This is a genomic window from Streptomyces sp. NPDC060027 (assembly GCF_042737005.1).
In the GTDB taxonomy this organism is placed as follows: Bacteria; Actinomycetota; Actinomycetes; order Streptomycetales; family Streptomycetaceae; genus Streptomyces.
In genome coordinates this window covers 1-14,475 of record NZ_JBHWVI010000062.1, presented here as the reverse complement: position 1 = coordinate 14,475, position 14,475 = coordinate 1, and the positions used below count along the sequence as shown (strand labels likewise).

At 69.9% G+C, this 14,475-nt stretch carries 14 protein-coding genes; 11 read left to right on the top strand and 3 right to left on the bottom strand.

The genetic code is table 11. The features are described from left to right. Window positions 1-17: 17 nt before the first annotated feature. The 6 genes from coaD (at window position 18) to mutM (ending at window position 4,686) form a co-directional block, all read left to right on the top strand. Window positions 18-497: a pantetheine-phosphate adenylyltransferase gene (gene coaD / locus ACFWBT_RS17910; RefSeq protein WP_351545121.1), complete on the top strand. Its 480-nt coding sequence runs from the start codon at window positions 18-20 to the stop codon at window positions 495-497. Window positions 498-596: 99 nt separating this feature from the next. Beyond that, a complete protein-coding gene (locus ACFWBT_RS17905) occupies window positions 597-1,682 on the top strand; it encodes an ATP synthase F0 subunit B (protein WP_385701196.1) in 1,086 nt (361 codons plus the stop codon). A gap of 173 nt (window positions 1,683-1,855) precedes the next feature. Continuing rightward, window positions 1,856-2,509 carry a YceD family protein gene (locus ACFWBT_RS17900; RefSeq protein WP_385701194.1) on the top strand — a complete coding sequence of 218 codons (654 nt, stop codon included), beginning with the start codon at window positions 1,856-1,858 and terminating at the stop codon, window positions 2,507-2,509. A gap of 2 nt (window positions 2,510-2,511) precedes the next feature. Continuing rightward, complete coding sequence (rpmF, locus tag ACFWBT_RS17895; protein ID WP_006139588.1) at window positions 2,512-2,685, top strand: 50S ribosomal protein L32; 174 nt, start codon at window positions 2,512-2,514, stop codon at window positions 2,683-2,685. Window positions 2,686-2,704: 19 nt separating this feature from the next. Beyond that, window positions 2,705-3,562 (top strand): ribonuclease III, encoded by an 858-nt coding sequence (gene rnc / locus ACFWBT_RS17890; RefSeq protein WP_385701191.1) that lies wholly within the window; start codon window positions 2,705-2,707, stop codon window positions 3,560-3,562. Window positions 3,563-3,825: 263 nt separating this feature from the next. Beyond that, complete coding sequence (mutM, locus tag ACFWBT_RS17885) at window positions 3,826-4,686, top strand: bifunctional DNA-formamidopyrimidine glycosylase/DNA-(apurinic or apyrimidinic site) lyase (RefSeq protein ID WP_385701188.1); 861 nt, start codon at window positions 3,826-3,828, stop codon at window positions 4,684-4,686. A gap of 26 nt (window positions 4,687-4,712) precedes the next feature. Here the strand turns inward: mutM and ACFWBT_RS17880 are convergent, their stop codons facing one another. Continuing rightward, window positions 4,713-5,147 (bottom strand): winged helix-turn-helix transcriptional regulator, encoded by a 435-nt coding sequence (locus ACFWBT_RS17880; protein ID WP_385701185.1) that lies wholly within the window; start codon window positions 5,145-5,147, stop codon window positions 4,713-4,715. A gap of 137 nt (window positions 5,148-5,284) precedes the next feature. On the opposite strand from ACFWBT_RS17880, the gene ACFWBT_RS17875 reads away from it, so the two are divergent. After that, the gene (locus tag ACFWBT_RS17875) at window positions 5,285-5,884 is read left to right on the top strand and encodes a flavodoxin family protein (RefSeq protein ID WP_385701182.1); all 600 of its coding nucleotides are present in this window, start codon (window positions 5,285-5,287) and stop codon (window positions 5,882-5,884) included. Between the two features lie 206 nt (window positions 5,885-6,090). Here the strand turns inward: ACFWBT_RS17875 and ACFWBT_RS17870 are convergent, their stop codons facing one another. Beyond that, window positions 6,091-7,083, bottom strand: coding sequence for a CAP domain-containing protein (locus ACFWBT_RS17870; protein WP_385701179.1), 993 nt, complete (start codon window positions 7,081-7,083; stop codon window positions 6,091-6,093). A 153-nt stretch (window positions 7,084-7,236) separates the two neighbouring features. Between ACFWBT_RS17870 and ACFWBT_RS17865 the strand changes: the two genes are divergently transcribed. From ACFWBT_RS17865 to ACFWBT_RS17855, 3 genes are all read left to right on the top strand, one after another. Beyond that, window positions 7,237-7,518 carry an acylphosphatase gene (locus ACFWBT_RS17865; RefSeq protein WP_385701177.1) on the top strand — a complete coding sequence of 94 codons (282 nt, stop codon included), beginning with the start codon at window positions 7,237-7,239 and terminating at the stop codon, window positions 7,516-7,518. A 380-nt stretch (window positions 7,519-7,898) separates the two neighbouring features. Next, a complete protein-coding gene (locus tag ACFWBT_RS17860; RefSeq protein ID WP_028802434.1) occupies window positions 7,899-8,102 on the top strand; it encodes a hypothetical protein in 204 nt (67 codons plus the stop codon). A gap of 208 nt (window positions 8,103-8,310) precedes the next feature. Next, the gene (locus tag ACFWBT_RS17855) at window positions 8,311-11,955 is read left to right on the top strand and encodes an AAA family ATPase (RefSeq protein WP_385701175.1); all 3,645 of its coding nucleotides are present in this window, start codon (window positions 8,311-8,313) and stop codon (window positions 11,953-11,955) included. A gap of 124 nt (window positions 11,956-12,079) precedes the next feature. On the opposite strand, the gene ACFWBT_RS17850 is transcribed toward ACFWBT_RS17855, so the two are convergent. Continuing rightward, entirely contained in the window at window positions 12,080-12,421 is a 342-nt protein-coding gene (locus ACFWBT_RS17850; RefSeq protein ID WP_385701172.1) for a DUF4326 domain-containing protein, read from the bottom strand. Between the two features lie 505 nt (window positions 12,422-12,926). Between ACFWBT_RS17850 and ACFWBT_RS17845 the strand changes: the two genes are divergently transcribed. Continuing rightward, the gene (locus ACFWBT_RS17845; protein ID WP_385701170.1) at window positions 12,927-14,345 is read left to right on the top strand and encodes a sugar porter family MFS transporter; all 1,419 of its coding nucleotides are present in this window, start codon (window positions 12,927-12,929) and stop codon (window positions 14,343-14,345) included. Window positions 14,346-14,475 lie beyond the last annotated feature (130 nt).

Here is a 14,475-nt window from a genome sequence, read left to right as displayed (position 1 = left end):
AGAGCGAGGGACCACTGTTGCGCCGCGCCGTCTGTCCGGGGTCATTCGACCCCATCACCAATGGACATCTCGACATCATCGCCCGGGCCTCCCGGCTGTACGACGTGGTGCACGTCGTGGTGATGATCAATCAGTCGAAGAAGGGCCTGTTCACGGTCGACGAGCGGATCGAGCTGATCCGCGAGGTCACGGCCGAGTTCGGCAATGTCCAGGTCGAGGCCTACCACGGCCTCCTCGTCGACTACTGCAAGCAGCGGGACATCCCGGCCATCGTCAAGGGCCTGCGCGCGGTCAGCGACTTCGACTACGAACTCCAGATGGCCCAGATGAACAACGGCCTCTCGGGCGTCGAGACCCTGTTCATCCCGACCAGCCCCACCTACAGCTTCCTCTCCTCCTCCCTGGTGAAGGAAGTCGCGAACTGGGGCGGCGACATCTCCCACCTGGTGCCGCCGGTGGTGCTGGAGTCGCTCAAGGAGCGGCTGGGCCAGGACTGATCTCCTGACAGCCCGTCACCCGGTGTCGGGCGGGGCAGGAGTGGTCGTACAGTCGACCCGTCCGTCTCCATCACAGCTGTAGAGAGTGGCGAGCACACGGTGGACGTGCAGAAGAAGCTCGACGAGATCGTCGCTACGGTCGGCGGTGCCCGTTCCATGCCCATGTCGGCCTCGTGCGTGGTCAACCGCGCCGAGCTGCTCTCGATGCTGGAAGAGGTGCGCCAGGCGCTGCCCGGATCCCTCGCCCAGGCGCAGGAGCTGATCGGTGGCCGCGAGCAGATGGTCGAGCAGGCCCGTCAGGAGGCCGAGCGGATCATCGAGACCGCGCACGCCGAGCGCGGCTCCCTGATCTCCGACACCGAGGTCGCCCGCCGCTCGCAGAACGAGGCGGACCGCATCCTCGCCGAGTCCCGCAAGGAGGCCGAGGAGATCCGCGCGGAGGCCGACGACTACGTCGACTCGAAGCTCGCCAACTTCGAGGTCGTCCTCACCAAGACCCTCGGCTCCGTCGGCCGCGGCCGCGAGAAGCTCCTCGGCACCGGCCCGGGCGTCGACGAGCAGGGGTACGAGGACGAGGACGCTCCCGAGCGCAGCCACGACCCGGAGACCCTGCGCCGCAACGCCGACGACTACGTCGACGTCAAGCTCGGCGCCTTCGAGGCGGTGCTCGCCAAGACCCTGGAGGCCGTCGGCCGCGGCCGGCAGAAGCTGCACGGCCGGATCGCCAGCGACGACCTCGGCGACCTGAGCGCGTTCGGGGACGACGGAACGCCCGGCATGCACACCAGCGACTCCGACTACCTGGCCGGTCTCGCGGAGCTCGCCGAAGCCCCGGAGCAGCCCGCCCAGACCTCGGAGGCGGCCCCTCAGCCGTCCTACGGACAGCAGCAGGAGGCGTACGCCTACCAGCAGCAGGCCGATCCGTACGGCTACCAGCAGCAGTACGCCCAGCAGCAGGCCGATCCGTACGGCTACCAGCAGGCCGACCCGTACGCCGCCTATCAGCAGCAGGGCTACGACCAGCAGCCGGCGTACGACCAGAACCAGCAGCAGGCCTACGCCCAGCAGCAGGACCAGACCATGGACCAGCAGGGGCAGTCCCTCGACGAGACCAGCCTCTTCGACACGAGCATGATCAGCGCGGAGCAGCTGAGGGCGTACGAGCAGGGGCGCGGCGGCCACTGACCGCGGGGTCAGGAGGGGCGCGCATCCGCGGGCGGGACCGGGGCGCGCACCGGATTGGGCCGTGAGCGAAAGGTCCAGTATCCTGGCTCTTCGGTCGCGTGTACGTCCGCGATCAGCGCTGCCCGAGGGAGACCGAGGGCGGCGTCCCTCAAGTTCGAAGATCGAAAGCAGGAATGGCCCTGAACGCCCGCCTCGACCACCGCAATCCTCTCGTGTTCGACACACACGAGCTGGGGCGGCGTCCTGGCGCGCTCCAGCGCCTGACCCGCACGATCGACGCTCCGAGGGATCTCGGTATCCAGGGTGTCATCGGAGTGCCGGAAGGCGCCCCGGTGGAGCTCGAACTCCGCCTGGAGTCGGTCATGGAAGGGGTGCTTGTCACAGGCACCGCCCGTGCATCGGCCAAGGGGGAGTGCGTAAGGTGTCTGGAGCCGCTCGAGCAGGTGCTCGAAGCGGATTTCCAGGAGATGTTCTCGTACCCTGACGCCGACGACCGGGGCCGCCCCAAGGCGGAGCCGGTCGACGACGCCGAGGAAGACGAGGACTCTCTCTTTCTCGAGGACGGCTTGTTCGACCTCGAACCCGTGCTGCGTGACGCGGTGGTGCTCTCACTGCCGATGCAGCCGGTGTGCCAGGACGACTGCCCCGGCCTGTGCTCCCAGTGCGGAGCCCGGCTCGCGGACGACCCGGACCACCACCATGACGCCGTCGACATCCGTTGGGCGGCACTGCAGGGACTCGCCGGTTCACTCGAAGATGGCGAGAAGGACGATATGGGCGGCGGCGCGCTTCCATCAGCGCACGCCGACGAGAAGCAGGAGAAGTAGCCGTGGCTGTTCCGAAGCGGAAGATGTCGCGCAGCAACACGCGCCACCGCCGGTCGCAGTGGAAGGCTGCGGTCCCCACCCTGGTTGCGTGCGAGCGCTGCCACGAGCCCAAGCTGCAGCACATCGCGTGCCCGGCTTGCGGCACCTATAACAAGCGCCAGGTCCTCGAGGTCTGAGCGGCTGGTGAGAGGTCTGATGTCTGACGCCAAGGCGGATACAAACGCCAAGAAAAAGGCGGACAACACAGCCTCGTCCCACACGCTTCTGGAAGGGCGGCTCGGCTACAAGCTCGAGTCCGCCCTTCTGGTGCGTGCGCTGACCCATCGTTCCTACGCGTACGAGAACGGCGGTCTGCCGACCAACGAGCGTCTGGAGTTCCTCGGGGACTCCGTACTGGGCCTCGTGGTCACGGACACGCTGTACCGCACCCACCCCGACCTGCCCGAGGGCCAGCTGGCCAAGTTGCGGGCCGCGGTGGTCAATTCTCGTGCGCTGGCGGAAGTGGGCCGCGGCCTCGAACTCGGCTCCTTCATCCGGCTCGGCCGGGGCGAGGAAGGCACGGGAGGCCGGGACAAGGCGTCCATCCTCGCCGACACCCTTGAAGCGGTGATCGGCGCTGTCTATCTCGACCAGGGTCTGGAAGCGGCGGGCGAACTCGTCCACCGGCTCTTCGATCCGCTGATCGAGAAGTCCTCGAATCTGGGTGCCGGCCTGGACTGGAAGACCAGTCTCCAGGAACTCACGGCGACCGAGGGGCTCGGAGTACCCGAGTACCTGGTCTCGGAGACCGGACCGGACCACGAGAAGACCTTTACTGCTGCCGCCCGCGTCGGAGGCGTCTCGTACGGCACCGGCACCGGCCGCAGCAAGAAGGAGGCTGAGCAGCAGGCCGCGGAGTCCGCGTGGCGTGCCATCCGCTCAGCCGCGGACGAACGCGCGAAGTCGGCCCAGGCCGCCGAACAGGTGGCTCGTGCCGCCCAGCAGGCGGCTCAGGACATCGAGGGGACCGCCGACACCCCCTCGACGCCGACCACCGACACGGCCACGGCCTGAATCCTTCACCCGAAGTACCGCGGTACCGGACCCCGTCGCAGCGCACACGCGCCGCGGCGGGGTCCGCGCGTTGCCGCGGACCGGACGGGACCGGACGGGACCGGACTCGGGACCCGGCTCGGGACCGGACCTGGCTCCGGCCCTGACTCAGGGCCGGACCGGACCGAACTCGGGTGGGGCCGAAGTCCTCGGCCGCGGAGCCCTCTTCGAGCGATGTACCCTTCCGGCATCGCCCCCTCAGCCCGCCCCTCCGGAGGAGTCCCGTGCCCGAGTTGCCCGAGGTCGAAGTCGTGCGGCGGGGCTTGGAGCGCTGGGTCACCGGGCGGGTCGTGAAGACCGTCGAGGTGCGTCATCCGCGGGCCGTGCGGCGGCACTTGGCGGGACCGGACGGCTTCGCGAAGTCACTGGCCGGGCAGCGGATCGGTGAGGCGATGCGCCGCGGCAAGTACCTGTGGCTGCCGCTCGACGACTCCCCGTACTCCGTGCTCGCGCACCTCGGCATGAGCGGCCAGCTCCTCGTGCAGCCGGAGGGCGCCACGGAGGAGAAGCACCTGCGTATCCGGATCCGCTTCGAGGACGCCCTGGGCACCGAGCTCCGCTTCGTCGACCAGCGCACCTTCGGCGGGCTGTCACTGCACGAGAACACCCCGGACGGTCTTCCCGACGTCATCGCGCACATCGCCCGCGACCCGCTCGACCCCCTCTTCGACGACGCCGCGTTCCCCACGGCCCTGCGGGCCCGCCGTACGACGATCAAACGCGCGCTGCTCGACCAGTCGCTGATCAGCGGCGTCGGGAACATCTACGCGGACGAGGCGCTCTGGCGCTCCAAGCTGCACTACGAACGCCCGACCGGGACCATGCCCCGGCCGCGCACCGCCGAACTCCTCGGCCACATCCGCGACGTCATGAACGACGCGCTCTCCGCGGGCGGCACGAGTTTCGACAGCCTGTACGTCAACGTCAACGGAGAGTCGGGCTACTTCGACCGCTCGCTCGACGCCTACGGGCGCGAGGGCGAGCCCTGCCGTCGCTGCGGGACACCGATGCGCCGACGGGCCTGGATGAACCGCTCCAGCTACTTCTGCCCGCGCTGCCAGCGGGCACCCCGCCCGGGAGCCTGACCTAGGCCTCGCGGGAGTCCCACTCCCTAGACCTCGCGCGTCTCGTCGTAGCGCCCGCGGGCCTCCAGGACGTCGTCCATGTGGCCCTCGACGAACGAGATGAGGGTCCGCAGCCGCTCGGCGACCTCGCGGCCGAGCGGCGTGAGGGTGTAGTCGACGCGCGGCGGGTTCGTGGGCTGTGCGTCGCGGTGGACCAGGCCGTCGCGCTCCAGCGCGTGCAGGGTCTGGGAGAGCATCTTCTCGCTGACGCCGTCGACCCGGCGGCGCAGTTCGTTGAACCGGAACGTGCCGTCGTGCAGCGCTCCCAGGGTGAGCGAGCCCCAGCGACCGGTGACGTGCTCCAGCGTGCCCCGGGAGGGGCAGCTGCGGGCGAACACGTTGTACGCGAGGTCCTTGGCGCCGACGCACGCGGTGTTCTCGTCGCGGTCGGCACTCTCCTTCGTCTGCGCGGGGGATTCCATACGAACAGCATACTCAGGCGCAGCGCTATCCAGGAGGTTGCGCTAACTTCTGGTTAGTGCTTTCCTTTCGGTATCGCCGGTGAGCAGCGCATACGTGGCTGCCCCGTTCCTGCCTTGCCTTCTGAGGAGTACGTACTGTGACGACCCCTGTTGTCTCCATCGCCTACCACTCCGGCTACGGCCACACCGCGGTCCTCGCGGAAGCCGTGCGCTCCGGTGCGCTCGATGCCGGTGCCCAAGTGCACCTGATCAAGGTCGACGAGATCACCGACGCGCAGTGGGAGCAGCTCGACGCCTCGGACGCCGTCGTCTTCGGTTCGCCGACGTACATGGGCACCGCGTCCGGCGCCTTCCATGTCTTCGCCGAGGCGTCCTCGAAGCGCTGGTTCGGGCAGGACTGGAAGGACAAGCTCGCCGCCGGCTTCACCAACTCCGGTTCCAAGAGCGGCGACAAGCTGCACACCCTCCAGTTCTTCCAGATCCTCGCCGCGCAGCACGGCATGAACTGGGTCAACCTCGGTCTGCACCCGGGCTGGAACAACAGCACCGGCTCCGAGCACGACCTCAACCGCCTCGGCGTCTTCGCCGGCGCCGCCGCCCAGACCAATGTCGACGAGGGTCCCGAGGCCGTCCACAAGGCCGACATCGCCACCGCCGAGCACCTCGGCCGCCGGATCGCGGAGGCGGCCCGGGTCTTCACTCTGGGGCGCGCGGCCGTGGCCCAGGTGGCCGCGTAGAGGTCCGCGGCGGGCCACCGGCCCCGCACGCGCCGGCTGCTGGCCCGCCATCTGTCAGGGGCTGCTGCGGACGTACACGCACCAGATGCCGTCGAGCGGGAAACGGACCGGGCCGCCGTGGATGGCGTCTTCACGAATGAAGATTCCACGCACGACGGCCCGGACACGGCCCAGGAGGGCGCTTAGCCCTCTGACCTGCGGTTAGTTCAGTAGCCGAAGTCCTGCGTCCACCAGGGGCCGCCCGAGCCGAAGTGGGCTCCGACGCCGAGGGTCTTGAAGTCGCAGTTCAGGATGTTGGCCTTGTGGCCGGGGCTGTTCATCCAGGCTTCCATGACGGCGGCTGCGTCGGCCTGGCCGCGGGCTATGTTCTCGCCGCCGAGGCTGGTGATCCCGGCCTTCGCCGCACGGTCCCAGGGGCTGAGCCCGCTCGGGTCGGTGTGGTCGAAGAAGTCCCGCGACGCCATGTCCTCGCTGAACGTCTGGGCCAGGTCCGACAGGGCGCTGTTCGCGGCCACCGGGCTGCAACCGACCTTCGCGCGCTCGTCGTTGACGAGCTTGAGCACCTCGGCCTCGGCGGCGGCCTCCGCGGAGACGGTCACCGGGGCCTTGTCCGAGGGCGCCTTGGTGGCGGTCTTGGACGGCTTCGGGGCCTTCGGCGCCTTCGTCTTGCCGTTGGCGTTGCCGTTGTTCTTGGTGGGCTCGGCGCTCGGCTCCTCCGACGGCTCCGTCGTGGTCGGCGCGGCCGACGGCGACGTGGTCGAGGGGGCGGCCGAGGGCGTGCCGGCGCGGTCGGCGTCGCGGCTCGTCGACGTGTCCTCGCGGGAGTCGGCGCTGCCCGAGGTGCCGCCCTGCTGGGTGTCCACACTGGACGGCGAGCTCGCGGCCTGCACGTTGTCGGACTTGTTGCCGCCACCGCCGAGCGCGTAGTTGTCGCTGCCGGGCAGTACACCGGCCGCTACGGCGACGGTGCCGAGGGCCACGGCCGCCGACACGCCGAGCAGTCCCGAGCGGACGGGGGTCGCACCCTTCCTCTTGCGGTGCGAGCGGGCGGATGCCGCGGACGGGAGATCGGCGACGGCGGCGTAGCCGTACAGGTTCTCCGGGCCGTAGCTCTCCGTGTGGGCCCCGTTCGTATCTGTGACCCCGGTGGCGCGCCCTGTGGCGGCGCGGCCGGCGTCGGAGCGTCGGTGGCGTCCCATCTCTTGGGCCTTCCTCGATCTTGCGTCAGCGATCCTCAAACGAATCTCACCCGAAAGAGTGAGTTTCCTATGAGACTCATTGGGTCGGGACGGTACCCCATGGCGCATGGGGAGGAAGTGCTCCGCGAGACATTGTCCGGTTAGCGTGCCCCTATGAACGAGGTTGCACGGCTGGTCGTCTGGGTGCGCGGACGCGTCCAAGGTGTGGGTTTCCGCTGGTTTACGCGGGCCAAGGCACTGGAGATCGGCGGGCTGAGTGGTTTTGCTCTCAATTTGGACGACGGACGCGTCCAGGTGGTCGCGGAAGGCACCCGCGCCGGCTGTCAGGGACTGCTCGACTGGCTCCAGGGTGACGACACGCCCGGCCGGGTGGACGGAGTCACTGAGATCTGGGACACGCCCCGGGGAAGCTACGACGGCTTCGCCATCCGGTGACGGTGACGGCCGCGACGCCCCGGACCGACGCCATGGCGTATGCCACCGGCACCCCTGAGTAGCGGATATGGCCTGGTGGTTGCCAAGAACGGCTCGAAGTGGCAGGCTCCCGAGGTAACGATGATCTCGACGCCCTGAGGGTCCCGCAGGAGTCGCAGCGCCCCGTCCCCGGAGCCGCGCGACAGTGGGTTGCCCGCCGATACGGGGCGTGATCGTGTTGACCGTCAAACTTTTTGGTGAGACGCTGAAAGCCCCGCGCACCCTAGCTGTTTGGCATGTGGAACGGCAGCAGGACATCAGCAGTGTCAAGCATCGCGGGTGCGATTCCCTCACGACCCACACCGCTTCGGTCGGTCACTCAGTGTGGAGGACCATCCATCATGGCAAAGGCGCTTCTCGGTTACGTCGGCGGTTCCGACCCGCGACTCATCGCCGAGATGCGACGGCTCCAGCAGCGCGTACAGGACCTCGAATCCGAGCTCGTACGGATTCAGGCCGAGAACGACGCGCTCGCGGCTGCCGCTTCTCACGACTCGCTTCTCGAGAGCATCGACGTACCCCAGGCGGAGCCTGCGCTCACCTGATCACTGCACCGCACTACGACAGCAGTGGTTGGGCGGCCCGAATCAACCGCTAAGTTGTCAGATTTGCAAGGGACGCCCTCAGGCGTCCCTTCTTTCTTTCCCCCGCGCAGTCTTCCACTCTCTTTAACGTCTGGTCTGCCCTGCGTGTTCATGGGCGAAACCGCGCGTTCGTGGAGTGAGACCGGCCCGAAAGGTAGAGTCCAGCGGCGTGCACCTCAAGGCCCTGACCCTGCGCGGGTTCAAGTCGTTCGCCTCGGCGACCACGCTGCGGTTCGAGCCGGGCATCACCTGTGTCGTGGGCCCCAACGGTTCGGGCAAGTCCAACGTCGTGGACGCGCTCAGCTGGGTCATGGGGGAGCAGGGGGCCAAGTCGCTGCGCGGCGGCAAGATGGAGGACGTCATCTTCGCCGGCACCACCGGGCGCCCGCCGCTCGGCCGTGCCGAGGTCTCCCTCACCATCGACAACTCCGACGGCGCCCTGCCCATCGAGTACGCCGAGGTCACCATCACGCGGATCATGTTCCGCAACGGCGGCAGCGAGTACCAGATCAACGGCGACACCTGCCGGCTGCTCGACATCCAGGAGCTGTTGTCCGACTCCGGCATCGGCCGCGAGATGCACGTCATCGTCGGACAGGGCCAGCTCGACTCCGTCCTGCACGCCGACCCGATGGGCCGCCGCGCCTTCATCGAGGAGGCGGCGGGCGTCCTCAAGCACCGCAAGCGCAAGGAGAAGGCGCTCCGGAAGCTGGACGCCATGAAGGCGAACCTCGCCCGCGTCCAGGACCTCACCGACGAACTGCGCCGCCAGCTGAAGCCGCTCGGCCGGCAGGCCGCCGTGGCACGCCGCGCCGCCGTCATCCAGGCCGACCTGCGCGACGCCCGGCTGAGGCTCCTCGCCGACGACCTCGTACGCCTGCGCGGGGCACTCCAGTCCGAGATCGCCGACGAGGCCGCGCTCAAGCAGCGCAAGGAATCCGCCGAGGCCGAGCTGAAGAAGGCGCTCCAGCGGGAGGCCCTGCTGGAGGACGAGGTACGGCAGCTGACGCCGCGCCTCCAGCGCGCCCAGCAGACCTGGTACGAACTCTCCCAGCTCGCCGAGCGGGTGCGCGGCACGATCTCGCTGGCGGACGCGCGCGTGAAGAGCGCCACCTCGGTGCCCGCCGAGGAACGCCGCGGACGCGACCCCGAGGACATGGAGCGCGAGGCCGCCCGCATCCGTGAGAAGGAGGCCGAACTCGAAGCGGCCCTGGAGGCGGCCGAGCGGGCCCTGGAGGACACCGTCGCGCACCGCGCCGAGCTGGAGCGCGAGCTCACCGTCGAGGAGCGCCGCCTCAAGGACGTGGCCCGCGCCATCGCCGACCGCCGCGAGGGCCTCGCCCGCCTCAACGGCCAGGTCAACGCCGCCCGTTCACGCGCCGCCTCCGCGCAGGCCGAGATCGACCGGCTCGCCGCCTCCCGCGACGAGGCCCAGGAACGCGCGGTCACGGCCCAGGAGGAGTACGAGCAGCTGAAGGCTGAGGTGGACGGCCTCGACGCGGGCGACGCCGAGCTCGCCGAGCAGCACGAGGCGGCCAAACGGGCCCTGTCCGACGCCGAGGCCGCGCTGAGCGCGGCCCGCGAGGCGGCCACCTCGGCCGAACGCAGGCGGGCGGCCACCCAGGCCCGCCGCGAGGCACTGGCCCTCGGACTGCGGCGCAAGGACGGCACGGGAGCGCTGCTCGGCGCCAAGGACCGGCTCACCGGGGTACTGGGTCCCGCCGCCGAACTGCTGTCGGTCACCCCCGGCTTCGAGGTCGCGCTCGCCGCCGCGTTCGGCGCGGCCGCCGACGCCATCGCGGTCACCACGCCCGCCTCGGCCGCGGAGGCCATCCGCCTGCTGCGCAAGCAGGACGCGGGCCGGGCGTCGCTGTTGCTCGCCGGAGCACCCGAAGAGCTTCCCGCCGGCGCCGGACCGCCGGGCGACGCCTCCGTCGGCGTACCCCCGCAGGACCGGGACCGGGACCGGGACCACGACCGTGACCCGGACCAGGACCGGAACCGGAGCGACGGGCCTCCGCACGCCGCCGATCTCGTCCGGGGGCCCGCCGAGCTGATGCCCGCCGTGCGGCGGCTGCTGCGCGGGATCGTCGTCGTCGGGACCCTCGAGGACGCCGAGGATCTCGTCTACGCGCGGCCCGGGCTCACCGCGGTGACCGCCGAGGGCGACCTGCTCGGGGCGCATTTCGCGCACGGCGGGTCCGCCGGGGCGCCCAGCCTCCTCGAGGTGCAGGCCTCCGTGGACGAGGCGGCGGCCGAGCTCGAGGAACTGGCCGTGCGCTGCGACGAGTTGACCGAGGCGCAGGGGCTGGCGACCGAGCTGCGCACGGAGCGGGCCGCGTTCGTCGAGGAGCTGGGGGAGCGCCGCCGGGCCGCCGAGCGGGAGAAGTCGTCGGTCGCCCAGCAGCTCGGGCGGCTGGCCGGGCAGGCGCGAGGCGCCGCGGGCGAGGCGGAGCGGAGCACCGCGGCCGCCGCCCGCGCGCAGGACGCGCTCGACCGGGCCGTGGTGGAGGCCGAGGAACTGGCCGAACGGCTCGCCGTGGCCGAGGAGATGCCCGTCGAGGAGGAACCCGACACCTCGGTACGGGACCGGCTCGCCGCCGATGGCGCCAACGCGCGCCAGACGGAGATGGAGGCCCGGCTCCAGGTGCGGACGCACGAGGAGCGGGTCAAGGGGCTCGCCGGACGGGCCGACTCGCTCGACCGGGGCGCCCGCGCCGAACGCGAGGCACGCGCGCGTGCCGAACAGCGCCGGGCACGGCTCCGCCACGAGGCGGCCGTCGCCGAGGCCGTCGCCTCGGGCGCGCGGCAGTTGCTCGCGCATGTCGAGGTCTCGCTCGCCCGGGCCGACGAGGAGCGCGCCGCAGCCGACAGTGCCAAGGCCCGCCGTGAGCAGGAGCTCGTGGCCGCGCGGGGCCAGGGCCGTGATCTCAAGGCCGAGCTCGACAAGCTCACGGACTCGGTGCACCGGGGCGAGGTGCTCGGCGCGGAGAAGCGGCTGCGCATAGAGCAACTGGAGGCGAAGGCGCTGGACGAACACGGCGTCGAACCGGCGGGACTCGTCGCGGACTACGGCCCCGATCAGCTCGTACCGCCCTCGCTGCCCGCCGAGGGCGAGGAACTGCCCGAGGACCCGGAGCATCCGCGCAACCAGCCCCGGCAGTTCCACCGCGCCGAGCAGGAGAAGCGGCTCAAGTCGGCCGAACGGGCGTACCAGCAGCTCGGCAAGGTCAATCCGCTCGCCCTGGAGGAGTTCGCCGCGCTGGAGGAGCGCCACAAGTTCCTCAGCGAGCAGCTGGAGGACCTCAAGAAGACGCGCACCGACCTCCTCCAGGTGATCAAGGAGGTCGACGAGCGCGTCGAGCAGGTCTTCACCGAGGCGTACCGGGACACCGCCCGCGAGTTCGAAGGGGTCTTCAGCCGGCTGTTCCCGGGAGGGGACGGGCGACTCATCCTGACCGATCCCGACAACATGCTCACCACCGGTGTCGACGTGGAGGCCAGGCCGCCGGGCAAGAAGGTCAAACGGCTCAGTCTGCTCTCCGGCGGCGAGCGTTCGCTGACCGCCGTCGCACTGCTCGTGTCGATCTTCAAGGCGCGCCCGAGCCCGTTCTATGTGATGGACGAGGTCGAGGCGGCGCTCGACGACACCAACCTCCAGCGGCTGATCAGGATCATGCAGGAGCTGCAGGAGGCCTCCCAGCTGATCGTGATCACGCACCAGAAGCGCACGATGGAGGTCGCCGACGCGCTGTACGGCGTCTCCATGCAGGGCGACGGCGTCTCGAAGGTCATCAGCCAGCGCCTGCGCTGAAGCCCGGGGCCTTGCCTGCGGGTCCTGTGGGTCCTACGGGGCGAGTCCTCCAGGTCCCTCCAGGTCCCTCCAGGTCCCGCAAGTTTCCCGCAGGTCCCGCAAGTCCCGCAGGTCCCGCAGGTCCTCAAGGCTCCTCCGGCTCCGGGAGGCCCTCGCCCACGCCCTCGTCGGCGAGTTCGGCGATCACCTCGGCGTGGCAGCGCTCGGGGACGCACCAGCAGCCGAGCCGGTGGCCGCGCAGGGCGGGGAGGCGGGCCAGCAGCTCCGGACGGGCCAGGAGATAGGCGCGGTACATCTCGACGACCTCGTCCCGGGTGCCGTCGTGGCCCGGGCGGAAGGGACTCGCCAGCGGGGAGCCGGCCAGGTGCCAGCCGCCCCGGTGCATGGCGCGGCCGACGTACACGACATCGGCGTACGCGGGATCGTCGCGGTGGCCCTTGAGGTTGACGACCGTCGTGGGCGGCATGGTCGGATACTCGTCGCTCGGGCGGGTACAGGCAAGGCGAACACGGCGTACGGCGCGCTCCCACGGGCCGTCCTCCGTGTTCCGCGTGTCACACCCGGGTGCCCCGTCCGGGACGCGCGGGCCGGGACAGCCGTCACGGTCGGCGTCCGTGCCGGACCTCCCGGTGGCCTCGGCCGCCCGCGCGACCGGTGCACGAAGACGCCAACACGCTGTGGATTCCGCAGAGTCGGCGCATCGGAGGGACTGAGGGACCCGGAGCGCAGAGTGACCGCCGCTGGGCCATCCGGTCACACGACGTTCAATACTTGAACACAACTACGCCACATCGGAGGTCGAAACTCACAGCAAATCGATTATGGACTTCGAAACTTGAAGGCATAGTCTCTCCAGCGTTGCTTTTACCTTCAGGTGGTGGGCGGCGTGAACATGTGCGCCACTGGTACCACCAGCGAAGGGTTTCGCCCCCCACCCCCGGCAGCGAGGCCGGTGGCCCGAGGAGTCTTACGTGACCAGCGCATCGCAGGCACCTATGTCAGAAGCCAGGTCGGCTCACCCCGAACATCTCGGGCACGTCATCTTCATCGCGGCGGCGGCCGCCATGGGCGGTTTCCTGTTCGGCTACGACAGTGCCGTCATCAACGGCGCCGTCGAGGCCATCCGGACCCGCTACGACATCGGCTCCGCGGCCCTGGCCCAGGTCATCGCCATCGCGCTGATCGGCTGTGCCATCGGTGCCGCGGTCGCCGGCCGCATGGCCGACCGCATCGGGCGCATCCGCTGCATGCAGATCTCCGCGTCGCTCTTCACCATCAGCGCCGTCGGCTCGGCGCTGCCCTTCGCGCTGTGGGACCTCGCCTTCTGGCGCATCGTCGGCGGATTCGCCATCGGCATGGCCTCCGTCATCGGCCCCGCCTACATCGCCGAGGTCTCCCCGGCCGCGTACCGCGGACGGCTCGGCTCCTTCCAGCAGGCCGCGATCGTCGTGGGCATCGCCATCTCGCAGCTCGTCAACTACGCCATCCTGAACGCAGCCGACGGCGACCAGCGCGGTCAGCTCTTCGGCGTCGAGGCCTGGCAGGTCATGCTCGGCGTCATGGTCATCCCGGCCGTCCTCTACGGCCTGCTCTCCTTCGCCATCCCCGAGTCGCCGCGCTTCCTGCTCGAAGTGGGCCGCAGGGACCGTGCCCGTGAGGTGCTCAAGGAGGTCGAGGGCGACAAGATCGACCTGGACGCCCGCGTCGCCGAGATCGAGCACGCCATGAAGCGCGAGCACAAATCGACCTTCAAGGACCTGCTCGGCGGCAGCTTCCTCTTCCTGCCGATCGTCTGGGTCGGCATCGGCCTCTCGGTCTTCCAGCAGTTCGTCGGCATCAACATCGCGTTCTACTACTCCGCGACGCTGTGGCAGTCGGTCGGCGTCGACCCGACGGACTCGTTCTTCTACTCGTTCACCACGTCGATCATCAACATCATCGGCACCGTGATCGCCATGATCTTCGTGGACCGCATCGGCCGTAAGCCGCTCGCCCTCATCGGCTCGGTGGGTATGGCCATCGGTCTCGGCCTGGAGGCCTGGGCCTTCTCCTTCGACCTCATCGACGGCAAGCTGCCGGAAACCCAGGGCTGGGTCGCCCTGATCGCCGCCCATGTGTTCGTCCTCTTCTTCGCCCTCTCCTGGGGTGTCGTGGTCTGGGTCTTCCTCGGCGAGATGTTCCCGAACCGGATCCGCGCCGCCGCGCTCGGCGTCGCCGCCTCCGCGCAGTGGATCGCCAACTGGGCCATCACCGCGAGCTTCCCGTCGCTGGCCGACTGGAACCTCTCCGCGACCTACGTGATCTACACGTGCTTCGCCGTGCTCTCCATCCCGTTCGTGCTCAAGTTCGTCAAGGAGACGAAGGGCAAGACCCTGGAGGAGATGGGCTGACCGCCCGTGCCACCGGCGGCTCCCCACGGGCCCCGGTGGCTCCCCGGACTCGGGGAGAAGGGCCAAGTCCCCGCTGCCCCTCTCCCCGTACTCGTCAAGAGGGCGTGCTGCCCCGGCTCGGACCGTGAGG

What these genes read in the sequence shown, in the direction of transcription:
- ACFWBT_RS17880 (WP_385701185.1), bottom strand. Translation starts at nt 5,147, where the DNA reads ATGGAATCCCCCGCGCAGACGAAGGAGAGTGCCGACCGCGACGAGAAC.
- ACFWBT_RS17850 (WP_385701172.1), bottom strand. Translation starts at nt 12,421, where the DNA reads ATGCCGCCCACGACGGTCGTCAACCTCAAGGGCCACCGCGACGATCCC.
- ACFWBT_RS17900 (WP_385701194.1), top strand. Translation starts at nt 1,856, where the DNA reads ATGGCCCTGAACGCCCGCCTCGACCACCGCAATCCTCTCGTGTTCGAC.
- ACFWBT_RS17865 (WP_385701177.1), top strand. Translation starts at nt 7,237, where the DNA reads ATGAACGAGGTTGCACGGCTGGTCGTCTGGGTGCGCGGACGCGTCCAA.
- rnc (WP_385701191.1), top strand. Translation starts at nt 2,705, where the DNA reads ATGTCTGACGCCAAGGCGGATACAAACGCCAAGAAAAAGGCGGACAAC.
- ACFWBT_RS17860 (WP_028802434.1), top strand. Translation starts at nt 7,899, where the DNA reads ATGGCAAAGGCGCTTCTCGGTTACGTCGGCGGTTCCGACCCGCGACTC.
- ACFWBT_RS17870 (WP_385701179.1), bottom strand. Translation starts at nt 7,083, where the DNA reads ATGGGACGCCACCGACGCTCCGACGCCGGCCGCGCCGCCACAGGGCGC.